Origin of the sequence: Azospirillum doebereinerae (genome assembly GCF_003989665.1) — a bacterium.
GTDB classification, from domain to species: Bacteria; Pseudomonadota; Alphaproteobacteria; order Azospirillales; family Azospirillaceae; genus Azospirillum; species Azospirillum doebereinerae.
The window spans coordinates 110,648-131,738 of sequence record NZ_RZIJ01000009.1; the positions used below are offsets into that span (position 1 = coordinate 110,648).

At 68.1% G+C, this 21,091-nt stretch carries 21 protein-coding genes; 3 read left to right on the top strand and 18 right to left on the bottom strand.

Annotated features, from left to right (window positions below; translation table 11 throughout):
- Window positions 1–77 precede the first annotated feature (77 nt).
- On the top strand, window positions 78–482 hold the full coding sequence (locus EJ913_RS13290) for a hypothetical protein (RefSeq protein WP_126998565.1): 405 nt from the start codon (window positions 78–80) through the stop codon (window positions 480–482).
- Here the strand turns inward: EJ913_RS13290 and EJ913_RS13295 are convergent.
- From EJ913_RS13295 to EJ913_RS13340, 10 genes are all read right to left on the bottom strand, one after another.
- Window positions 451–1,683, bottom strand: a complete 1,233-nt coding sequence (locus EJ913_RS13295) for an ABC transporter permease (protein WP_126998567.1) — start codon at window positions 1,681–1,683, stop codon at window positions 451–453. The two genes, EJ913_RS13290 and EJ913_RS13295, sit on opposite strands and share 32 nt — an antisense overlap.
- Window positions 1,680–2,393: an ABC transporter ATP-binding protein gene (locus tag EJ913_RS13300; protein WP_238519822.1), complete on the bottom strand. Its 714-nt coding sequence runs from the start codon at window positions 2,391–2,393 to the stop codon at window positions 1,680–1,682. The genes EJ913_RS13295 and EJ913_RS13300 overlap by 4 nt, the downstream gene beginning before the upstream one ends.
- Window positions 2,383–4,026, bottom strand: a complete 1,644-nt coding sequence (locus EJ913_RS13305; RefSeq protein ID WP_126998569.1) for an HlyD family secretion protein — start codon at window positions 4,024–4,026, stop codon at window positions 2,383–2,385. The genes EJ913_RS13300 and EJ913_RS13305 overlap by 11 nt, the downstream gene beginning before the upstream one ends.
- A gap of 577 nt (window positions 4,027–4,603) precedes the next feature.
- On the bottom strand, window positions 4,604–5,071 hold the full coding sequence (locus EJ913_RS13310) for a DUF192 domain-containing protein (protein ID WP_126998571.1): 468 nt from the start codon (window positions 5,069–5,071) through the stop codon (window positions 4,604–4,606).
- Window positions 5,072–5,114: 43 nt separating this feature from the next.
- Entirely contained in the window at window positions 5,115–5,942 is an 828-nt protein-coding gene (kdsA, locus tag EJ913_RS13315; protein ID WP_126998573.1) for a 3-deoxy-8-phosphooctulonate synthase, read from the bottom strand.
- A 106-nt stretch (window positions 5,943–6,048) separates the two neighbouring features.
- Complete coding sequence (locus tag EJ913_RS13320) at window positions 6,049–6,744, bottom strand: dienelactone hydrolase family protein (RefSeq protein WP_126998575.1); 696 nt, start codon at window positions 6,742–6,744, stop codon at window positions 6,049–6,051.
- A 295-nt stretch (window positions 6,745–7,039) separates the two neighbouring features.
- On the bottom strand, window positions 7,040–8,671 hold the full coding sequence (locus tag EJ913_RS13325; RefSeq protein WP_126998577.1) for a CTP synthase: 1,632 nt from the start codon (window positions 8,669–8,671) through the stop codon (window positions 7,040–7,042).
- 155 nt (window positions 8,672–8,826) lie between these two features.
- Entirely contained in the window at window positions 8,827–9,162 is a 336-nt protein-coding gene (secG, locus tag EJ913_RS13330) for a preprotein translocase subunit SecG (protein WP_126998579.1), read from the bottom strand.
- Window positions 9,163–9,283: 121 nt separating this feature from the next.
- Entirely contained in the window at window positions 9,284–10,039 is a 756-nt protein-coding gene (tpiA, locus tag EJ913_RS13335) for a triose-phosphate isomerase (RefSeq protein ID WP_126998583.1), read from the bottom strand.
- 353 nt (window positions 10,040–10,392) lie between these two features.
- Window positions 10,393–10,767 (bottom strand): hypothetical protein, encoded by a 375-nt coding sequence (locus EJ913_RS13340; RefSeq protein WP_126998585.1) that lies wholly within the window; start codon window positions 10,765–10,767, stop codon window positions 10,393–10,395.
- A gap of 129 nt (window positions 10,768–10,896) precedes the next feature.
- Here EJ913_RS13340 and EJ913_RS13345 point away from each other — a divergent pair, with 129 nt between their 5' ends.
- Window positions 10,897–11,172 carry a hypothetical protein gene (locus tag EJ913_RS13345; RefSeq protein ID WP_126998587.1) on the top strand — a complete coding sequence of 92 codons (276 nt, stop codon included), beginning with the start codon at window positions 10,897–10,899 and terminating at the stop codon, window positions 11,170–11,172.
- 15 nt (window positions 11,173–11,187) lie between these two features.
- Here EJ913_RS13345 and EJ913_RS13350 read toward each other — a convergent pair whose 3' ends face one another.
- The 5 genes from EJ913_RS13350 to rpsM form a co-directional block, all read right to left on the bottom strand.
- Complete coding sequence (locus EJ913_RS13350; protein ID WP_126998589.1) at window positions 11,188–11,766, bottom strand: YqaA family protein; 579 nt, start codon at window positions 11,764–11,766, stop codon at window positions 11,188–11,190.
- A 128-nt stretch (window positions 11,767–11,894) separates the two neighbouring features.
- Entirely contained in the window at window positions 11,895–12,326 is a 432-nt protein-coding gene (gene rplQ / locus EJ913_RS13355; protein ID WP_126998591.1) for a 50S ribosomal protein L17, read from the bottom strand.
- Window positions 12,327–12,570: 244 nt separating this feature from the next.
- On the bottom strand, window positions 12,571–13,587 hold the full coding sequence (locus EJ913_RS13360; protein ID WP_126998593.1) for a DNA-directed RNA polymerase subunit alpha: 1,017 nt from the start codon (window positions 13,585–13,587) through the stop codon (window positions 12,571–12,573).
- A 140-nt stretch (window positions 13,588–13,727) separates the two neighbouring features.
- Entirely contained in the window at window positions 13,728–14,126 is a 399-nt protein-coding gene (rpsK, locus tag EJ913_RS13365) for a 30S ribosomal protein S11 (protein ID WP_119830003.1), read from the bottom strand.
- Between the two features lie 18 nt (window positions 14,127–14,144).
- Window positions 14,145–14,513 carry a 30S ribosomal protein S13 gene (rpsM, locus tag EJ913_RS13370; RefSeq protein ID WP_119830004.1) on the bottom strand — a complete coding sequence of 123 codons (369 nt, stop codon included), beginning with the start codon at window positions 14,511–14,513 and terminating at the stop codon, window positions 14,145–14,147.
- A 403-nt stretch (window positions 14,514–14,916) separates the two neighbouring features.
- On the opposite strand from rpsM, the gene pyk reads away from it, so the two are divergent.
- The gene (gene pyk, locus EJ913_RS13375; RefSeq protein ID WP_126998595.1) at window positions 14,917–16,398 is read left to right on the top strand and encodes a pyruvate kinase; all 1,482 of its coding nucleotides are present in this window, start codon (window positions 14,917–14,919) and stop codon (window positions 16,396–16,398) included.
- Between the two features lie 192 nt (window positions 16,399–16,590).
- Here the strand turns inward: pyk and EJ913_RS13380 are convergent, their stop codons facing one another.
- The 3 genes from EJ913_RS13380 to fusA all read right to left on the bottom strand — a co-directional run bounded on the left by EJ913_RS13380 (window position 16,591) and on the right by fusA (window position 21,037).
- A complete protein-coding gene (locus EJ913_RS13380) occupies window positions 16,591–18,012 on the bottom strand; it encodes a hypothetical protein (protein WP_126998597.1) in 1,422 nt (473 codons plus the stop codon).
- A 107-nt stretch (window positions 18,013–18,119) separates the two neighbouring features.
- Complete coding sequence (locus EJ913_RS13385) at window positions 18,120–18,677, bottom strand: tetratricopeptide repeat protein (RefSeq protein ID WP_126998599.1); 558 nt, start codon at window positions 18,675–18,677, stop codon at window positions 18,120–18,122.
- A gap of 218 nt (window positions 18,678–18,895) precedes the next feature.
- The gene (gene fusA / locus EJ913_RS13390; RefSeq protein ID WP_126998601.1) at window positions 18,896–21,037 is read right to left on the bottom strand and encodes an elongation factor G; all 2,142 of its coding nucleotides are present in this window, start codon (window positions 21,035–21,037) and stop codon (window positions 18,896–18,898) included.
- Window positions 21,038–21,091 lie beyond the last annotated feature (54 nt).

The window sequence follows — 21,091 nt, forward strand, 5'->3', positions numbered from 1 at the left end:
ACATTCCGGTGTCGGTTTCTTGACAGGCGGGGCCGCAAGGCGTTCCGCCCGCAACCCCCAGCCCCACGGACGCCCGCTTGCCCGCCCTGCCCCGCATCGCCGTCTTCGTGCCCGACCTGTCGGATGCGCCCGATCGCCGCACCGCCGTCGCCCTGGCCCACGCGCTGCTCGCCCAAGGTCATCCCGTCGACCTCGTGGCGCCGATGGGCGGGGGGCCGCTGCGGGCGGCGCTCGATCCCGGCATCGGGCAGATCGACCTCGCCAAGCGGCACGCCGCGACCTCCCCGCTGGCCCTGGCGCGCTGTCTGGCGGAGCGGCGCCCGGCCCTGCTGGCCGCCCCGGAGGGCGTCTTCTGGGTCGCCCGGCTGGCGGTGGCGCTGGCCCGCACCGGCACGGCGGCGGTGAGGCTGGACGGCGGCCCGGAGAAGGGGCTGGAGGACGGTCTCGCGGCTATTCATGCCGCAGCGCCTCGATGGGGTTGAGGCGCGAGGCCCGGCGCGCCGGGTAGAGGCCGAAGAACACCCCCACCAGCCCGCTGACCACCACCGCCAGCACCACCGAATCGAGGCGGATCAGCGTCGGCCAGCCGGCCAGCCCGGCCACCACCATCGCGGTGCCGATCCCGGTCACCACCCCCACCGCCGCGCCGATCAGCGACAGCGTCGTCGATTCGATCAGGAACTGCATCAGGATGTCGCGCCGCCTGGCGCCGATGGCCAGCCGCAAGCCGATCTCGCGCGTCCGCTCGGTCACCGAGACCAGCATGATGTTCATGATCCCGATGCCACCGACCAGCAGCGACACCGCCGCCACGGCGGCCAGCAGGAAGGACAGCGCGCGGGACGAGGCGTCGCGGGTCGCCGCCACCTCCGACAGGTTGCGCATCCAGAAATCGTCGTCCTGCCCGTCGATCAGCCGGTGGCGCTGGCGCAGCAGCTCGCGGATCTGCGCCTGCGCCTCGTCCTGGTCGGCGCCGTCGTGGGTCTTCACCACCACGCTGTGGATGAAGCGGGGGTTGGACTTCGCCATGCCGGGGATGTTGCGCTTGGCGGTGGAGAGCGGCAGGAAGATCACGTCGTCCTGGTCCTGGCCCTGGGTGTTCTGGCCCTTCTCGCCCAGCACGCCGACGACGGTCAGGGGGGTGGCGAAGACCCGCACCTGCTCCCCCACCGGGTCGCCGCCGCCGAACAGGCTGCGCACCACGGTCTGGCCCAGCACCACCACCTTCTCGGCCTGCGTCACGTCCTGGTCGGAGATGCCGCGCCCCTGGACGATGCTCCAGTCGCGGGCCTCCATGTAGTCGGGGGTGATGCCGAACATCACGGTGCCCCAGTTCTGGTTGCCGGCGACGATCTGCAGGCCCCAGCGCACCGAGGGCGCCGTCACCGTCACGGCGGGAATGTCGTTCAGGATCGCCGTCGCGTCGTCCTCCGTCAGGGTGGCGGCGGTGCCGGCCCCCAGCTTCACCCCCGACCGCACGACGCTGCCCTGCCCGACCATCACGAGGTTGGTGCCGAGGCTGGCGATCTGCCGCATCACCTGATCCCGCGCCCCGGCGCCGACCGCGACCATGGCGATCACCGCCGCGACGCCGATGACGATGCCCAGCATGGTCAGCGCGCTGCGCAGCGGGCTGGCCCGCAGCGAATCCAAGGCCGAGCGCAGGGCGTCCAGCGCGGTCACGCCAGCGCCTCCTCGGGCACCTGCGCCCGGTCGTCCACCAGATGGCCGTCGCGGAAGCTCAGCACCCGGCGGGCGAAGCGCGCCACGTCGGGCTCGTGCGTCACCAGCACGACGGTGATGCCGGCGCGGTTCAGGCGCTGGAACAGGGCCATGATCTCCAGGCTGGTGGCGGTGTCGAGCGCGCCGGTCGGCTCGTCGGCCAGCAGCAGGACCGGGTCGTTGACCAGCGCGCGGGCGATGGCGACGCGCTGCTGCTGGCCGCCCGAGAGTTGGGTCGGCCGGTGATGCGCCCGCCCGTCCAGCCCGACGGCGGCCAGCGCCGCCAGCGCCTTCTCCGCCCGCGCGGCGTGCGCGACCCCGGCGTAGAGCATCGGCAGTTCGACGTTGGCCTGGGCGGTCTGGCGCGGCAGCAGGTTGAAGGACTGGAAGACGAAGCCGATGCGGCGGTTCCGCACCACGGCCAGCGCGTCCGAGGACAGCCGGCCGACCTCCTCGCCGTCCAGGGCGTAGCGGCCGGAATCGGGGCGGTCCAGGCAGCCCAGCAGGTTCATGAAGGTGGATTTGCCCGAGCCGGACGGCCCCATCACCGCGACGAACTCCCCCCGCTCCACCCGCAGCGTCACCCCGTCGAGCGCCTTCACCCGATGCGGCCCCATCCGGTACGAGCGGGACAGGGAGTCGACGGCGATCAGAGGGGCGTCAGAAGCCAAGGCGCGGTCCCCGGCGGTCGTCGCGGTTGGCCGGGGCGATGCCGGTGATCACGTCCTGGCCCGGCCGGAGGTCGCCGCCCACCACCTCGGTGAAGCTGCCGTCGCCGATGCCGAGCCGCACCGGCACCCCCATCGGCGCGCCGTTGGACGGCCCCGGCACCCAGACGGTGCGGGCGGCCTCAGCCCGGCGCGGGTCGATCAGGGCGTCGAAGCGCGCGCGCTGCATCGGGTCGAGCAGCGCCGCGATGCGCTCCAGCGTGCCGGTGCGGATGGCGTTGGCCTCCGCCCGGCGGCGTTCGGGGTCGCCGCCCTCGGCGTCCAGCGCGGTGAAGCGCTCGCGCGCCTCGGCGATCAGGGCGGCGATGTCGCGGCGCCTGGCCTCCTCCAGCTTCAGCGCGTCGGCGGCGCGGGCGGCGGTGGCCTCCAGCGCCTGGGCGCCGCGCCCGCCGCCAGGGCCGCCCAGCGTCGGCGTCGGCCCAGCGTCGGCGGATGCGGCGGCGGGCTCGGCGCCCGGCGGGCGGAAGCGCAGCGCGGCGTTGGGAATCTTCAGCGCCGCCAGCCGCTCGTCCACCGTGATGCGCAGGTTGGCGGTCATGCCCGGCAGCAGCCGCATCTCAGGATTCTCGACGGTGATCACGACGATGTAGGTGACGACGGTCTGGTCCTCCTTGGGCGCCAGCCGAACCTGCGTCACCCGGCCGGTGAAGCTGTCGCCGGGGAAGGCGTTGACCGTGAAGCGCACCGGCATGCCCTCGCGCACGCGGCCGATGTCGGCCTCGTCGATGTTGGCGAGCACCTCCATCTGGCGGAGGTCCTGGGCGATGGTGAAGAGGGTCGGCGCCGACAGGCTGGCGGCGACGGTCTGGCCGGTGCTGACCGCCCGGTTGACCACCACCCCGTCGATGGGGGAGCGGATGACGGAGCGGTTGGCGTCGACCCGGACCAGTTGCAGGGCCGCCTCGCGCTGGGCGACCTGGGCGCGGGCGACCTCGATTTGGGCGGCGCCGACCGCCAGCGTCGCTTCGGCCGACGCGACCCCGGCCTCGGCCTGCTGGATCTGCGCCCGCGCGGCGACCGCCTGGGATTGGGCGCTGCGGGCGGCGGTCTCGGTCTTTTCCAGATCGGCGGCGGCGACCACGCCGCGCCCGCGCAGGTCGCGGCGGCGACCGAGGTCGCGCTCGGCGTCGCGCTGCGCCAGATCGGCCTGGACCAACTGCGCCCGGGCGTTGGCGACGCTGGCCTTGGCGTTGGCGACGTCGGCGCGGGCCTTGTCGAGTTGGGCCTGCTGCTGGGTGACCGACGCGGCGGCCGAATCCAGGTCGGCGGTGGCCTGCGCCAGACGCGCGGCCAACTGGTCGCCGTTGAGCCGGGCCAGCACCTGCCCCTTGGTCACCCGGCTGTTGAAATCGGCGTGAAGCTCGGCGATCTGGCCGGAGAGCTGGGAGCTGACCTCCACCGTCACCAGCGCGCTCATGGTGCCGGTGGCGGTGATGGCGCTGACCAGCGGCCCCTGTTCGAGACGGGCGAGGCGGTAGGCCGGCGGCGGTTCGGCCCGCGCCAGCATGACGTAGGCCGACAACCCCGCCGCCATCGCCAGGGCGCCGCCCAGGAGGATCGCCGTCCGTCCGCTCATCCCGTCTTCCCCGTCCCCATGCGGAATGATGTGGGGCGGCGGCGGCGGGATGCCACCGGGGGGAGGAGCGGGGTGGGGAATGGAACGTTTGGAACGTTTGAAACACCGTGGAACAGGGGGCCGGGTTCTGTTCCATGTTTCACCGGCCGGTCCGCCGCCCCCGGCGCCAAGCGGTTCGCGCGTCCGCTTGCCACGGCTCCCAGCCGTTGGGCCGAAACTGGGATGGCGGACGCAACGGCAGGCATGGCGGGGCTCCATGGACGACGGGAAGGTCGGCGCCATGATAAAGCCAAATCATGTCAAGTCTGGAGGTTTCGAGAAATTCCCGGCTCTCCCCAGTGCAGAGGGATTGCCTATGGCGCCAAAGCCCTCTCCCGCCCCGGGAGAGGGAGGGGACCCGCGAAGCGGGGAGGGTGAGGGTCTACCGGGCGTGGTACGCAATCCATGTCCACCTAGCCCCTCACCCTTCCCATGCTATCGCATGGGCCCCTTCCCTCTCCCGGGGCGGGAGAGGGAACTCCTGCCTGCCACCGGAGCCCAAAGCCAGCGCCGCCTCCCGGCCTCTCTCCCCTACCGCCTACTTGGTCCCGAAGGTCTCGTGCCGCACCCGGTCGCCCGGCCGGATGCCCAGCCGCGCGCTCATCCCACCGTTCAGCTCCAGGATCGCCTTGACCGGCCCGGCCGAGTTGACCGAGTCCAGCGACTGCGGGACCGCGCGCTCGTGGATGTTCACGATGCGCCCGTCGGGGCCGATGAACAGCATGTCCAGCGGGATCAGCGTGTTCTTCATCCAGAAGCTGGCCGGGCGGACGCTGTCGTAGATGAACAGCATGCCGGCGTCGGCGGCCATGCTCTCGCGGAACATCAGGCCTTGCGCCTGCTGGGCCATCGTCTCCGCCAACTCGATGTCGAAGCGGTAGCGCCCGCCCGACGCGGTCTCGATGCTCAGGGAGGATTTCTGGAAACTCTCCAGCGCCCCGGCCGGCAACGCCGCCGCCAGCAGCAGAAACACGGCCGCCACACCCCGCAGCACCCAACCGGCCATCGCGCGTCCCCTGACTTTGTTGGTGGTCGATAACGCCCGGTCCTTACGCCTTCGCCAGACGGTCGAAGGCCTGGAGCCGCGCCAGCAGGGCCGGCATCTCCTTCAGCGGGACCATGTTCGGGCCGTCGCTGGGGGCGCAGTCCGGATTCTCGTGGGTCTCCATGAAGACCGCCGCCACGCCGACCGCGATGGCCGCGCGGGCCAGCACCGGCACGAACTCCCGCTGGCCGCCCGACGTCGTCCCCTGCCCGCCCGGCTGCTGCACCGAATGGGTGGCGTCGAACACCACCGGGAAGCCGGTCTCCGCCATGATCGGCAGCGCGCGCATGTCCGACACCAGCGTGTTGTAGCCGAAGCTGGCGCCGCGCTCGCACAGCAGCACCCGCTCGTTGCCCGACGCCACCAGCTTGGCCGCGACGTTCTTCATGTCCCACGGCGCCAGGAACTGGCCCTTCTTGACGTTCACCGCCCGGCCGGTTTCGGCGGCGGCGATCAGAAGGTCGGTCTGGCGGCACAGGAAGGCCGGGATCTGGAGCACGTCCACGGCTTCGGCCACCGGGGCGCATTGCGCGGCGTCGTGCACGTCGGTGATGACCGGGCAGCCGAAGGTCTCGCGGATCTCCGAGAAGATCGGCAGCGCCTTGTCCATGCCGAGACCGCGCGCCGTGGTGATCGAGGTGCGGTTGGCCTTGTCGAAGCTCGACTTGTAGATCAGCCCGATGCCCAGCGCCCTGGTGATCTCCGACAGCGCCGACGCGGTCTCCAGCGCATGGTCGCGGCTCTCCATCTGGCAGGGGCCGGCGAGCAGCACGAAGGGGCGGTCGTTGGCGATGGTCAGGTCGCCGATCTGGACCGTGCGCGGGGTGGTCATGGGCGGGGAACTCCAGGCAAAACGAAGCGAGAGGGCTGGCCCGCCCTCTCGCGCTCTCCGGGGCAAGGGCCGGTGGCCCTTGCATCCCATTAATGAGGGGGGCGGGTCAACTCAGATGCGTGCGGAAGAACTCGACGGTCAGGCGGTTGGCCTCGTCGGCCGCCGCCGCGTCGTAATGCTCGCCGCCGGGACGGGCGAAGGCGTGGTCCATGCCGGGATAGACCTTCGCGGTGATCCAGCTGTTGCCCGCCACCCCGGCCAGCAGCGCGTCGCGCTTTTCGGGGGAGGAGAACTTGTCCTGCTCGGCCACGTGCAGCAGCAGGGGCTTCTTGATGCCGGGCGCCTCGCCCAGCAGGCCGTCCAGCCCGACGCCGTAGAAGCCGACGTTGGCGTCGGCGTCCGACCGCGCCGCCATCAGGAAGGCCAGCCGCCCGCCCAGGCAATAGCCGACGCTGCCCGCCTTGCCGGTGCAGTCGCCCTGCGTGCGCAGCCAGCCCAGCGTCGCGATCAGGTCGTCGACCGCCTTGTCCTGGTCCAGGCCGTTCATGTAGGCGAAGGCCTGATTCCATTCCTCCTCGGTCTTGTCGGTCAGTTGCACGCCCGGCTTCTGGCGCCAGAACAGGTCCGGGCACACCGCCAGAAAGCCCTGCGCCGCGTACTCGTCGCACAGCTCGCGCATCACCGCGTTGACGCCGAAGATCTCCTGGATCACCACCAGCCCGCCCGCCGGAGCCACCGACGGCTTGGCGACATAGGCGGAGAAGCGGCCACCGTCGGCGGCGTCGATCGTAACCTCGGACATGAGGGTCCATCCTCCCTGGTTTGCAAAGCCGCCCCTGATATGGGGCGTCGCCGCCAAACGGCACCTCCCTCTTCGCACAGGAGCGCTGACGTGAGCGGGTGCTTGCCCCCTCCCCGACCCTCCCCCGCCTCTGGCGGGAGAGGGGGCCTTGTGGGACGGCGGCGGCAGTCCCCTCTCCCGCCAAAGGCGGGGGAGGGTTAGGGAGGGGGCAAACCGGCACGCTCCCGGCCGGAAAACGAAAACCCCCGCCTCCAGGGGAGGCGGGGGTTTTGGGTCCGTCGATGCAGCGCCCGGATCAGACCAGACGGCTCTGGTCCATCGCCGCCTTGATGAAGGCGGTGAACAGCGGGTGCGGCTCGAAGGGCTTGGACTTCAGTTCCGGGTGGAACTGCACGCCGATGAACCACGGGTGGTCCGGAAGCTCGACGATCTCCGGCAGCTCGCCGTCGGGCGACAGGCCCGAGAACAGCATGCCGCAGCGCTCCAGCCGCTCCTTGTAATAGACGTTGACCTCGTAGCGGTGGCGGTGGCGCTCCGAGATGTCGGTGGTGCCGTAGACCCCGGCGACCTTGCTGCCTTCCAGCAGCTTGGCCGAATAGGCGCCCAGACGCATGGTACCGCCCAGATCGCCGGCCTCGGCGCGGCGCTCCAGCGTGTTGCCGCGCATCCACTCGGTCATCAGGCCGACGACCGGGTTGCCGGGCTTGCCCAGCTCGGTCGAGCCGGCGTCCTCGATCTTGGCCATGTTGCGCGCCGCCTCGATCACCGCCATCTGCATGCCGAAGCAGATGCCGAAATACGGGATCTTGCGCTCGCGGGCGAACTGGGCCGCGCGGATCTTGCCTTCGGTCCCGCGCGAGCCGAAGCCGCCCGGCACCAGGATGCCGTGGACGTTCTCCAGCCGCTTCACCGCCGCGTCGTCGTCCTCGAAGATCTCCGAATCGATCCAGTCGAGGTTGACCTTGACGTTGTTGGCGATGCCGCCGTGGGTCAGCGCCTCGGCCAGCGACTTGTAGCTGTCGAGCAGGCTGATGTACTTGCCGACCACCGCGATGGTGACCTCGCCCTGCGGCTTGCGCACGCGCTCCATGATGCGGGTCCAGCGCGACAGGTCCGGCGCCTTGTCGGTCGGCAGACCGAAATAGGACAGGACCTGCGTGTCGAAGCCTTCCTCGTGGTAGCTGATCGGCACCTGGTAGATCGAATCGACGTCGAGCGCCGCGATCACCCGCTCCGGACGGATGTTGCAGAACAGCGCGATCTTCTTGCGCTCGTTCTCCGGGATGGCGCGGTCGGCGCGGCACAGCAGGATGTCGGCCTGGATGCCGACGCCCAGCAGCTCCTTGACCGAATGCTGGGTCGGCTTGGTCTTCAGCTCGCCCGCCGTCGGGATGTAGGGCAACAGCGTCAGGTGGATGTAGAGCGCGTTCTCCTGCCCCACCTCATTGCCGAACTGGCGGATGGCCTCCAGGAAGGGCAGCGATTCGATGTCGCCCACCGTGCCGCCGATCTCGACCAGGACGAAGTCCTCGTCGGTGGCGTCGGAGCGGATGAACTCCTTGATCTCGTCGGTGATGTGCGGGATCACCTGGACGGTGCCGCCCAGATAGTCGCCGCGCCGCTCCTTGGCGATCACGGTGGAGTAGATGCGCCCGGTCGTGATGTTGTCGCCGCGACGGGCCGAGACGCCGGTGAAGCGCTCGTAATGGCCCAGATCGAGGTCGGTCTCCGCCCCGTCGTCGGTCACGAAGACCTCGCCGTGCTGGTAGGGGCTCATCGTACCGGGATCGACGTTCAGGTACGGGTCGAGCTTGCGGAGCCGAACCTTGTAGCCGCGCGTCTGGAGGAGCGCACCCAGCGCCGCCGAGGCCAGACCTTTGCCCAGCGAAGAAACGACGCCACCGGTGATGAAGATGTAGCGAGTCATGTCCGTCCGAAGAGCTTGAGAGCTGTTCCATGTCCCCAGAAGGACCGCCGGCGGAAGATGGAGTCCCCCCGCAAACGACCCTCAAAAGAAAGAGGCGGCTTCTGGGAGGCCGCCTCTGTTGTTCGCACCCGTGTGCCCCGTGGAGCGGTCGCCCGTTACTGGGCGACCGGCGGCGCGGGTTGCGCGGGCGGCGCCGGCTGGGCCGGAGCCGTCGGCTGGGCCGGGATGCCGGCGGGCATCGTGTCGATGATCGAGGTCGGGCGCGAATGGCCGCCGGCCAGGATCGCCAGCACGATGCTGGTCAGGAAGAAGACGCCGGCCAGGATGCCGGTGGTGCGGGTCAGCAGGTTGGCCGTGCCGCGGGTGCTCATCATGCCGCCCATGGTGCCGCCGCCGACCCCCAGCCCGCCGCCTTCCGACCGCTGGACCAGAATCACGCCGACCAACGCCACCGCGATCAACAGGTGAATAACGAGAAGCACCGATTCCATGCGAAGCCTATCCCCACCCGAAGCAAGATCAACTGGCCCGAAAATCGAACAGCGCGCCACAGGCCGTCTCATGGGCCCGTGGCGCGCGCCCACTGTTTGTACCGCGCCGCCGCGCGATATGCTAGCGGCAACTCGTCGCGATGGCCCAGAAATCGTCGGCCTTCAGCGCGGCCCCGCCGACCAGCGCGCCGTCGACGTTCTCCACCGCCATCAGTTCCGCCGCGTTGCCCGGCTTGACCGAACCGCCGTAGAGGATCAGGACCTTGGCCGGGTCGGCGATCTTGCCGTCCAGCGTGGCGCGGATGTTGGCGTGCATCGCCTTGACGTCGTCCGGCGTCGCGGTCTTGCCGGTGCCGATGGCCCAGACCGGCTCGTAGGCGATCACCGTGTTGGCGGCGGTGGCCCCGGCGGGGATCGAGCCGGCGAGCTGGCCGGAGACCACGGCATCGGCCTGGCCGGCGTCGCGCTGCGCCTCGGTCTCGCCGACGCAGACGATGGCGATCAGGCCCTCCTTGTGGGCGGCGGCGGCCTTGGCGGCGATCAGCGCGTCGGCCTCCGCGTGGTCGGCGCGGCGCTCCGAATGGCCGAGGATGACGTAGCGGCAGCCGGCGTCGGTCAGCATCGTCGGGGCCACGTCGCCGGTGTGGGCGCCCGAGGTCTTGGGCGCGCAATCCTGGCCGCCCAGCGCCAGCGGGCTGTCCTTGATCGCCTCGCCGACCGGGAACAGCAGCGGGAAGGGCGGGCAGACCAGCAGGTCGAACGGCACCGCGCCGGCGCCCTTCAGCCGCCCCGCGAGGTCCGACGCCAGGGCCAGCCCGTCGGCCTTCAGCCCGTTCATCTTCCAGTTTCCAGCGATCAGCTTCCGGCGCTCGGTCATCGTGTTTCCTCGTTTTTATCGGTCGTTTTGGGTCCCGGGCGGGGGTGTGGACGTTCGGCCCCGGTTGCCCCCTCCCCATCCCTCCCCCGCCTGCGGCGGGAGAGGGGGCCGGAGCCTTGTCGGCGTTCGGCGGAGTTCCCTCTCCCGCAACGCGGGGGAGGGTTAGGGAGGAGGCAAACCGTGGCGGAACGTCCACAATCCCGCTCAGAGCCTTCTAGCAAGCGCGAACGGGGATTTCCATCCACCCGACGGCGGCGGCGCGACGCCTTATGGCCGAACGCCAAAAGGAAAAGGCATGGATCGGCCGACGCCCATCCATGCCTTCTTTCACCCACCCGAAACGGAAAGGACCGTCAGCGCGCCGCGTTGCAGCGGTCGAAGCACTGGCGCAGCTGGTAGCCGCAATTGTCCGACGGCGAGAAGGGGTTGCTGGAATCCGGCCGCTCCAGGCCGCTCTGGGTGCGGGCGGCGACCGAGTCCATGCAGACGTTGTGACCGCGCTCGCATTGCTGGCGGCAGCTGCCGCCGGCGGTGACGTCGCCGCCGTCCAGACGCAACGACTGGTCGTCCGGACCCGGGGTGCCGCGCGGCGCCGTCACCGCCTGGCTCTGGGTCGCGGTGGGGGTGGTGACCGTGGCGGCGCGCCGGGCGGGGGCTTCGGCGCAGGCCGACAGGCCCAGCAAGGCAAGGGCGACCAGCGGAGCGAAAAGGCGGTTCGGGCGGAACATTGCGGCGACAGCTCCTATTGTTCTTGTTACGAAGATGCGGACCGGCATGACGGATTGCCACACCCACTGGACCATCCCCGGTTCGGTCTCCAATATGCCGGGAACTTGCGTGAGAAGGGAATGACCCAAATGACATCGAACAATGGGCCTGGGAACAATGGGAGTGGCCCGTCCCGTCGCACCCCCAAGCTGCTGTTCGCCGGGCTGCTGGTGATCGGGCTGCTGATGCTGGTGGCGCGCACCGTGGCGCGGCCCGACGTGAGCGTCGCCGAGATGGTGTTCCCGGCGCTGGGCGGCCTCGCCATCGCCGCCGCCATCGTCGTCATCGTGCGGCGCGACCGCCAGGAGCGCGACTCGCTGCCGCCCAACGCGCGCAGCCGCCAGGACCAGGGGATGCCGCGCTGAGCGGCATCGCGCCCGTCAGACGAACTTGAAGCTGAGCAGGCCGCCGACCACGACGACCAGCAAAATGGTCGTCACCAGCATCAGCCGCTTCTCGATGATGGTCTGCACCTGCGGCCCGTAGAAGTGGAGCAGGATGGCGATCATGTAGAACCGCGAGAAGCGCGCGACGATCGAGCAGAGGATGAACACCGTCAGGTCGAGATGCGCGAAGCCGGCGGTGATCGTCAGCAGCTTGTAGGGGATGGGCGTGACGCCCTTGAGGATCAGGAACCAGGGACCGAACTCGGTGAACATTTCCTGGAACCGGTGGAACGACTCCTGCGCGTTGTAGAAGTCGATGATCAGCCGGCCGACGCTCTCGAACAGGTAGAAGCCCAGCGCGTAGCCCAGCAGCCCGCCGAGCAGCGAGGCGAGCGCGCAGACGTTCGTGTAGAACCACAGCTTCTTGGGCTTGGCCAGACACATCGGCACCAGCATGACGTCCGGCGGCAGCGGAAAGAACGAGCTTTCGGCGAAGGAGATCGCCGACATCCACCAAACGGCGTCGTCGCGCGCCGCCAAGCGCTGGATCCGGTTGTAAAGAGAACGCAACATTCTGATGGCCACATATGAGAAAACCCTTCCTCCGGGGGAACCGAAGGAAGGGTCGGACAATCGACTACAGCGGTCGCCGCCCCTCGCGGGACAACGACGGGAAGGAGGCTCCGAAGAGCCTCACCCCTTTACTCCTGGCCTTCGGCCTCGTCGCCCTCGACGGCGTCCTGCGTCGGGCCGGAATCCAGGCCCTTGGCGTTGACGTCGCGGTCAACCAGCTCGATCACGGCCATGTCGGCGGCGTCGCCGTAGCGGAAGCCGGCCTTCAGGACGCGGCTGTAGCCACCCTGGCGGTCCTTGTAGCGGTCGGCCAGAACGGTGAACAGCTTGGTGACCATCTCGTTGTCGCGCAGCTGCGCGTAGGCGAGACGGCGGTTGGCCAGGCCACCCTTCTTGCCGAGCGTGATCAGCTTGTCGATGATCGGACGCATTTCCTTGGCCTTGGGCAAGGTCGTCTTGATCTGCTCGTGCTTGATCACCGCGTTCGCCATGTTCGAGAACATGGCCTTGCGGTGGCTCGAGGTCTTGCTGAGCTTACGTCCAGAAACGCCGTGACGCATGGCGGTCCTCCTTCATGGCTTGGCCCCCCTCGGGGAGCCGATCGTGAACCCCGCCGCCCAGGCCTAGGGCTGGTACGGCAACGGGGACGGGCCGGATGGCCCTTGGGTAAAGAGAGCGGCCCCCTCCCCAATCCCTCCCCCGCTTGCGCGGGAGAGGGGGCCGGACGCTTGTCGGCGCTCGGCAGAGTTCCCTCTCCCGCCGAAGGCGGGGGAGGGCTAGGGAGGGGGCAAAGACTGCCGAGACTTAGTACGGCTCTTCCAGACGCTTGGCCAGTTCCTCGATGTTCTCGGGGGGCCAGTTCGGGATTTCCATACCGAGGTGCAGGCCCATCTGGGACAGCACTTCCTTGATCTCGTTCAGCGACTTGCGGCCGAAGTTCGGGGTGCGGAGCATCTCCGCCTCCGTCTTCTGCACCAGATCGCCGATGTAGACGATGTTGTCGTTCTTGAGGCAGTTGGCCGAACGGACCGACAGTTCCAGCTCGTCCACCTTGCGGAGCAGGTTCTTGTTGAACGGAACCTCCTCGTGCTTCTCCTCGGAGACGGCGTGCGTCGGCTCCTCGAAGTTGATGAACAGCTGCAGCTGGTCCTGGAGGATGCGGGCGGCGAGCGCCACCGCGTCGTCCGGCTTCACCGAACCGTTGGTCTCGACGACCATCGTCAGGCGGTCATAATCGGTGACCTGACCGACGCGGGCGTTGTCGACCTTGTAGGAGACCTTGCGGACCGGCGAGAACAGCGCGTCGACCGGGATCAGGCCGATGGGGGCGTCCTCGGGACGGTTCTGGCTGGCCGGGACGTAGCCCTTGCCGGTCTCGACCGTCAGTTCCATGTTCAGCCGCGCGCCGTTGTCCAGCGTGCAGATGACCAGCTCCGGATCCATGACCTGGATGTCGGCGCCGGTCTCGATCATGCCGGCCTTGACCTCGCCGGGGCCTTCGGCGCGCAGGCGCATGCGCTTGGGGCCGTCGCCGCCCATGCGCAGACCCATCGTCTTGATGTTCAGGACGATGTCGGTCACGTCCTCGCGGACGCCGGGGATCGACGAGAACTCGTGCAGCACGCCGTCGATGTGGATCGCGGTGACGGCGGCGCCTTGCAGCGAGGACAGCAGAATGCGACGCAGCGCGTTGCCGAGAGTCAGGCCGAAACCGCGTTCCAGCGGCTCGGCGACCACGGTCGCGAAGCGGTCAACATCGTCGCCGGGCTGGATGTCCAGCTTGTTCGGCTTAATCAGTTCCTGCCAGTTCTTCTGAAGCACGGATCGACCTCAAGATGCCATCGGGTGAACACGAACCCGCGGGGGCCGGCCGTTCCCATGCTGAGGAGGCCGCGATGGCTGCGGCCTCCTGTCCCGGAACGGTCGGCCCCCGCGGGTGCGGAGGCTTTAAAAACGCTGTATCAGACGCGGCGCTTCTTCGGCGGGCGGACACCGTTGTGGGGGATCGGCGTGACGTCGCGAATCGAGGTGATCTGGAAGCCGACCGACTGGAGGGCGCGCAGGGCGGACTCGCGCCCCGAACCCGGACCCTTCACTTCGACTTCCAGGGTCTTCATGCCGTGTTCCTGAGCCTTGCGGCCCGCGTCTTCGGCAGCCACCTGGGCGGCGTAGGGCGTCGACTTGCGCGAACCCTTGAAGCCCATGGTGCCCGACGACGACCAGGCAATCGTGTTGCCCTGCGCGTCGGTGATGGTGATCATCGTGTTGTTGAACGAGGCGTTCACATGCGCGACGCCAGCGGTGATGTTCTTACGCTCACGACGACGCAGACGCTGCGAGGCGGCGGACGGCTTGGCCATGGAAGGTAATCCTCTGTCTTACTTCTTCTTGCCGGCGATCGGCTTCGCCGGACCCTTGCGGGTGCGGGCATTGGTGTGGGTGCGCTGGCCGTGGACCGGCAGGCCCTTACGGTGACGCAGGCCGCGGTAGCAGCCCAGGTCCATCAGACGCTTGATGTTCATCGCGACTTCACGACGCAGGTCGCCCTCGACGCGGTAGTCGGCGTCGATGGTTTCGCGGATCTTCAGGATCTCGTCGTCGGTCAACTGGTTGACGCGGCGCTCGGCCGGGATGTCCAGCTTCGCGCAGAGTTCCTTGGCCTTGAAGGGGCCGATACCATGGATGTAGGTCAACCCGATCTCCACACGCTTTTGCGCGGGGATGTTGACGCCAGCAATACGCGCCACGCCTGCTCTCCTCGATTCCCGTCGACCGCCCGCATGGACGGCCGCTGATTCACGCGCCCCGATCCAGATCCCCCTGATCTCGGGACGCAAAACGTCGTTCGTACCCTGGTGAGGCACGAGAGGGTGCGACTATAGAAAAAACCCGGAACTTGTCAAGGCCGAATGGCGGTGCCGGGTCTTGCCGTCGCGGAGGAAAGCCGTAAACGAGCGCGTCGCGGAACGCAAGCCCGACTCAAGCGGCCCATCGGAAGGACATCGAAGGGCAATCGCGGCAAGCAACCCCTTGATCGGCGCATAATGTTGGGCAACAACCACCGCAACGGATTGTTCGAAGCAACGGACAGCCACGGCGCACCAGTCTCAGCCCCATCAACGCCCGACCAACCGAAGAAGGCTTGCATTCATGACAACGACTGGCACAACCGCAACGGCGCCGACCGGCTCCCCCACCAGCTCCTCGACCATCCGCCGCTCGCGCCTGACCAAGATCGTCGCGACGCTCGGGCCCTCCACCACCACGCCGGAAACCATCGCCAAGCTGTTCGAGGTCGGAGTCGACGTCTTCCGCCTGAACTTCAGCCACGGCACCCACGAGGACCATGGCGCCCGCCTGAAGGTGCTGCGCGAGATGGAGGCGCGCACTGGCCGCCCCATCGCGGTGATGGCCGACCTGCAAGGCCCCAAGCTGCGCGTCGCCACCTTCGCCAACGGCCCGATCACGCTGATGCCCGGCCAGTCCTTCCGCCTGGACCTGTCGAAGGAGCCCGGCGACACCCGCCGCGTCGGCATGTTCCACCCGGAAATCTTCGCGGCGCTGACGCCCGGCACCGACCTGCTGCTCGACGACGGCCGCGTGCGCCTGCGCGTCGAGTCCTGCGGCCCCGATTTCGCCGAGACGGTGGTCGTTTCCGGCACCAAGCTGTCCGACCGCAAGGGGGTCAACGTCCCCGGCGTGGTTCTGCCGCTGTCGCCGCTGACCAAGAAGGACCGCGAGGATCTGGTCTTCGCGCTGGACAGCGGCGTCGACTGGGTGGCGCTCAGCTTCGTGCAGCGGCCGGAAGACGTGGCCGAGGCCCGCAAGCTGGTCGCCGGCCGCGCCGCGCTGATGTCCAAGCTGGAGAAGCCGCAGGCCATCGCCCATCTCGACGAGATCATCGAGCTGTCGGACGGCATCATGGTCGCGCGCGGCGATCTCGGAGTCGAGCTGCCGGCCGAGGACGTCCCCACCCTGCAGAAGCGCATCGTCCGCGAGTCGCGGCGCGCCGGCAAGCCGGTGATCGTGGCGACGCAGATGCTCGAGTCGATGGTCTCCGCCCCCGCACCCACCCGCGCCGAGGCGTCGGACGTGGCGACCGCCGTCTACGACGGGGCCGACGCGGTGATGCTGTCGGCGGAGACCGCGTCGGGCGACTACCCCATCGAGGCGGTGTCGATGATGGACCGCATCGCCCGCCGGGTGGAGCACGACCCGCTCTACCGCACCATCATGGACGCCCAGCACCCCGACCCGCAGCAGACCGCCGCCGACGCCATCACGGCGGCCGCCCGGCAGGTCGCCCACACCATCCAGGCGGCGGCCATCGTCACTTACACGACGTCCGGCTCCACCACGCTGCGCGCCGCCCGCGAGCGGCCGGAGCAGCCGATTCTCTGCCTGACCTCGGTGATCGAGACGGCGCGGCGGCTGCAACTGGTCTTCGGCGTCCACGCGGTCCACACCGAGGACATCGCCAACTTCTCGGAGATGGTGCAGAAGGCCACGCGGACGGCCCACAAGGACGGCATCGCCCTGGAGGGCCAGCGTCTGGTGATCACCGCCGGCGTGCCCTTCGGCACCCCCGGCAACACCAACATCCTGCGCATCGCCTGGGTCGAGGCGGAGTGACAGCGGGGGGTGACGGTCTAAGCCTTTGCGTCCTGTGATTCCCGCAGAGAGGCATGGGCGCTGAGTTAAAGCCCTTCTCCCACAAGGGGAGAGGGGCTACATTGGTACCCATGCGTTTCTGCGGAGACGACGGTGCATGATTGGTTCTCGTACAGCACCGACAGCCCCCCTGCCGCCCGTCGAGCCGCCGTTTCAGCCCGGCACCAGTTCCGGCACGCGTTTCTCCTCCGCCGGCACGGGCTCCCCGGCGGGCGGCGGGAGCGCGTCGCTCTCGGGCGGCGGAGCGGCGGGGTGCTCGGGGGCGGGAACCGGCACCGGCACGGCCGGGACCGGCAGCGCGTCGGGCGTCAGCAAGGCGCGCTGGCGGGTGACGTAAGGCAGGTCGAAGCTCAGCTTCAGCTCGATGTTGCGCCAGATTTGCCGCAGCCGCTGCACGTGCAGATCCTCGCCGATGGCCTGGACCACCGAGTCGAGGTTGTCGAGCGTGATGCCGCGATCCGCCAGAATCACCGTCTTGCCGTCCGTCTTGGGCGTGTTCAGCGCCTGGACGAGGCGGGGGCGCGACTCCGGCCGGGTCATGAAGCGCTCGATGTCGAAGATCGTGCGGACGTTGATCGTGCGCAGCGCGTCGATCTGGTCGAGATCCAGGGCCAGGATCAGTTGGGCCTGCGCCACCCAGTCCACCGTCTCGTAGATCCCGTAGGGGGTTTCGACGAACAGCAGGATCGGATTGGCCGTGGCGAGATTCTGCACGTCGTCGAGTTCGAACTCGGCGAGCCGGAACTTGATGGACGAATCAATGCCCATGATCATGTCGATGGGGTATTCGCGGACGAAGCCGAGGGCGCGCGGGTCGACCCGCCGGATTTGCAGCTGGGGCACCCGGCTCACCAGGGTCTGCAGGCCGAGCTTGGGAAAGAAGCCGACCAGGAAGGCCACCATCAGCTCCGGCATGCGGTCCATCACGGCGCTGGCCGGGGTGGCCTGGGCGATGTCCATGTAACCGTGATGCAGCGTCACCGAGGCGATGCAGGCCAGGATGATGTGGGCGGTGACGCGCAGGAAGGAAATCGGCGACAGATCGTAGTTGGAGATCCGCCGCACCAGATAGTCGATCGACCAGATGTAGGCGCCCAGGAAGGTGAAGATCAGCACCGCCATGGTTTGCAGCTGGTAATCCACCATGGCGGTCAGGCTGGCCGGGTCGGTGGCGTTGACCAGCGTCATCCCGCTGAACAGCGGCTGGAACGTCCCGAGCCTCTGCTTGTCCAGAAGAACGCCGGTGCAGGCGACGAAGCCGCTGAACGTCACCATGATGAACACGGTGACCGGCAGGAAATAGGAGCGCCATTCCGACGGCTCCGGTCCATCGGTGCGATGCGGCAGCGCCCGGTACTTGTAGGCGGCGAACTCGAAGGACGGGATCAGCTTGTCGTTGTCCTGGCCATCGATGCGGAACACGGCCTCCAGATCGGCGATGATCTTTTGCCGGACGCTCTTGATGTTGCTGCGTCCGATGAAGATCGTCAGCGGCAGCAAAAAGGACAGGCACAGCAATCCCAGCGTGCTGAGGACGCGCAGATCGCTCACGAATTCGACGGCCGATTGAAACATCGCATCATCCCCCAGGAAACGATCCTGGGATACATACCCTCACTGCGGGTTCCGATGCAAAGATCCACGCGGAAACAACAATGGGACAGCCCGAGCGCAGGGAACGGCTAGAGCGCCAGACCCGACAGCTGGGTGCGAATCGAGTCCGCCTGCTGCCGCACCTTGACCAGATGCGGGTTCAGGACCAGCGCCGCGTCGAGGGCGCGCAGCGCAGGCTGGGGTTGATTCAAAGCGAGATAGACCAGCCCCAGACCCGTCAGCGCGCCGAAATGACGGGGCTCCAGAAGCAGCGTGTGGCGCAAATCGTCCACCGCCGCCCGATAGTCGCCAAGCATGTAATAGACGTTCGCCCGCTTGTTCCAGCCTTCGGCGTAGGTGGGGTCAGTGGCGATGACGGTGTTGAAGGCGTCCAGCGCGCCCGCGTAATCATCGGCGTTCAGGCTGAGAACGCCGTCGCGCATGACGCGGATCATGTCGCCGTTGGGATGCTCCAGCCAGGAATCCCAGATGTGCTCCTCGACCGATTCGGCGTATGCCTCATCGGACGTTGCGCGCAGCGCCTGGAAAAGAGCGTCCAGCCGCAGATTCCCCTGGCCCGCCCCCGCCGGCGCACCGACGGTCAGCAGCAAAAGCACAGTCAAGGAAAAGAAGCGGCGGATCATCATGGTCCAAATTTGGCCACGACTCCGCCCCGACTCCAACTGGTTTTTGGTTGCAGACGATTACGAAATTCGACGAATTGGTCGAAACCAGGGCATAAAGCGCCCGCTCTATGTCAAAGGCGTAACACCCCGCCCCGCCCCCACCAACGACAACGGCCGGCGGATCGCTCCGCCGGCCGTCGCCTTACAACCAAAGATTCACGAACACCGGGTCAGAGAGATCAGGCGGCCTTGTTGCGGCCGGCCACGATTTCGTCGGTGACGTTGCGCGGCACCGGCTCGTAGTGGCTGAACTCCATGGTGTAGGACGCACGGCCCGAGGTCATGCCGCGCAGCTGGCCGATGTAGCCGAACATCTCATTCAGCGGGACGTTGGCTTCCACGGCGATGTTCGAGCCACGCTCCAGCTGGCCCAGCACGGTGCCGCGGCGGCGGTTCACGTCGCCGATCACGTCGCCGAGGTAGTCGTCCGGCGTCACGATCTCGACCTTCATCACCGGCTCCAGCAGGATCGGGCCGGCCTTGGGCAGGGCCTCGCGGAAGCAGGCCTTGGCGGCGATTTCGAACGTCAGGGCGTTCGAGTCGACGTCGTGGTACTTGCCGTCCACCAGGCGGGCGCGGAAGTCCACCGTCGGGTAGCCGGCGAGCACGCCGTCTTCCTTCTGCAGCTCCAGGCCCTTCTTGACCGAGGGAACGTATTCGCGGGGCACGGTGCCGCCGACGGTCTCGTCGACGAACTCGAAGCCCTCGCCACGCTCGCGCGGCTCGAAGATGATCTTCACCTCGGCGAACTGGCCCGAACCGCCGGTCTGCTTCTTGTGGGTGTAGGTGTATTCGAAGGACTTGGTGATCGCCTCGCGGTAGGCGACCTGGGGCTTGCCCATGTTGCCTTCCACGCCGAACTCCGTGCGCATGCGGTCGAGCGTCACTTCGAGGTGCAGCTCGCCCATGCCGCGCAGGATGGTCTGGCCGGTTTCACGGTCGGTCTCCAGACGCAGCGACGGATCGGCGCGGACCATCTTGCCGAGCGCGATGGAGAACTTCTCCTGCTCGCCCTTCGACTTCGGCTCGACCGAGACGCTGATGACGGGGTCCGGGAAGCGCATGCGCTCCAGGATCACCGGCGCGGAGCTGTCGCACAGGGTGTCACCGGTCTCGGTCTCCTGCAGGGAGACGAGCGCGATGATGTCGCCGGCGCGGGCTTCCTCGATCGGGTTGGCGTCCTTCGCGTACATCTCGACCATGCGGCCGATCTTCTCGCGCTTGCCACGGGTCGAGTTCAGGATCGACATGCCCTTGGTCAGCACGCCCGAATAGACGCGGACGAAGGTCATCGAGCCGTAGGTGTCGTTCAGCACCTTGAAGGCCAGCGCCGAGAAGGGCGCCTCGTCGGAGCTGTCACGCTCGCCGTTCGGGTTGCCGTCCTCGTCCACCGTCTTGATGGCGGGCACGTCGGTCGGGGCCGGCAGCAGGTCGACGACGGCGTCGAGAACCTGGCAGACGCCCTTGTTCTTGTAGGAGGAGCCGCACAGCACCGGGGTGAACGAGCCGTTGAGCGTGCCCTTGCGCAGGCAGGCGCGCAGCACGTCGGCCGACGGGTCCTCACCGGACTCCAGATAGGCCTCCATCGCCACGTCGTCCTGCTCGAGCGCGGTGTCGACCAGCTCGGCGCGCAGCTCGGGAATGCTGGCGATGTTGTCCAGGTCTTCCTTGACGGTCAGGTTGAGCTTGCTCGCGAGATCGTCGGTGATCTCCCAGATCTCCCACTTGGCGTCCTTGTCGTCCGAGAACCAGACATACGCCTTCATCTCGACCAGATCGACCATGCCGCGGAAGTTGTCTTCCGAGCCGAGCGGAACCTGGATGCAGACCGGACGGGCGTTCAGCCGGGCCTTGATCATGCTGACGCAACGCTGGAAGTTCGCACCCGAACGATCCATCTTGTTGACGTAGCAGATGCGCGGCACGTTGTAGTTGTCGGCCAGACGCCAGTTGGTCTCCGACTGCGGCTCCACGCCGGCGACGCCGTCGAACACCACGACCGCGCCGTCGAGCACGCGGAGCGAACGGTTCACCTCGATGGTGAAGTCCACGTGGCCGGGGGTGTCGATGACGTTGATCTTCTTCTCGCGCCAGAAGGTCGAAACGGCGGCCGACTGGATGGTGATGCCGCGCTTCTGCTCCTGCTCCATGTAGTCGGTCGTCGTCGACGTCTTGAGATCCTTCGTCTCGTGCACGTCGATGATCGTGTGCTTACGACCGGTGTAATACAGGATGCGCTCGGTCGTCGTCGTCTTGCCGGCGTCGACGTGGGCGATGATGCCGATGTTGCGGATGTCAGAAAGTGGCGTTTGGCGCGGCATGTTGCAGTTCCATTGCAGGTACGCGGCAACCGAAGCGCGACCCGTCGGGGTCGA

Bases quoted from the DNA above. Each gene is read 5' to 3' on its own strand.
- EJ913_RS13305 (WP_126998569.1), bottom strand. From the start codon at position 4,026: ATGAGCGGACGGACGGCGATCCTCCTGGGCGGCGCCCTGGCGATGGCG.
- EJ913_RS13310 (WP_126998571.1), bottom strand. From the start codon at position 5,071: ATGGCCGGTTGGGTGCTGCGGGGTGTGGCGGCCGTGTTTCTGCTGCTG.
- kdsA (WP_126998573.1), bottom strand. From the start codon at position 5,942: ATGACCACCCCGCGCACGGTCCAGATCGGCGACCTGACCATCGCCAAC.
- EJ913_RS13320 (WP_126998575.1), bottom strand. From the start codon at position 6,744: ATGTCCGAGGTTACGATCGACGCCGCCGACGGTGGCCGCTTCTCCGCC.
- EJ913_RS13325 (WP_126998577.1), bottom strand. From the start codon at position 8,671: ATGACTCGCTACATCTTCATCACCGGTGGCGTCGTTTCTTCGCTGGGC.
- secG (WP_126998579.1), bottom strand. From the start codon at position 9,162: ATGGAATCGGTGCTTCTCGTTATTCACCTGTTGATCGCGGTGGCGTTG.
- tpiA (WP_126998583.1), bottom strand. From the start codon at position 10,039: ATGACCGAGCGCCGGAAGCTGATCGCTGGAAACTGGAAGATGAACGGG.
- EJ913_RS13340 (WP_126998585.1), bottom strand. From the start codon at position 10,767: ATGTTCCGCCCGAACCGCCTTTTCGCTCCGCTGGTCGCCCTTGCCTTG.
- EJ913_RS13345 (WP_126998587.1), top strand. From the start codon at position 10,897: ATGACATCGAACAATGGGCCTGGGAACAATGGGAGTGGCCCGTCCCGT.
- EJ913_RS13350 (WP_126998589.1), bottom strand. From the start codon at position 11,766: ATGTTGCGTTCTCTTTACAACCGGATCCAGCGCTTGGCGGCGCGCGAC.
- rplQ (WP_126998591.1), bottom strand. From the start codon at position 12,326: ATGCGTCACGGCGTTTCTGGACGTAAGCTCAGCAAGACCTCGAGCCAC.
- rpsK (WP_119830003.1), bottom strand. From the start codon at position 14,126: ATGGCCAAGCCGTCCGCCGCCTCGCAGCGTCTGCGTCGTCGTGAGCGT.
- pyk (WP_126998595.1), top strand. From the start codon at position 14,917: ATGACAACGACTGGCACAACCGCAACGGCGCCGACCGGCTCCCCCACC.
- EJ913_RS13380 (WP_126998597.1), bottom strand. From the start codon at position 18,012: ATGTTTCAATCGGCCGTCGAATTCGTGAGCGATCTGCGCGTCCTCAGC.
- EJ913_RS13385 (WP_126998599.1), bottom strand. From the start codon at position 18,677: ATGATGATCCGCCGCTTCTTTTCCTTGACTGTGCTTTTGCTGCTGACC.
- fusA (WP_126998601.1), bottom strand. From the start codon at position 21,037: ATGCCGCGCCAAACGCCACTTTCTGACATCCGCAACATCGGCATCATC.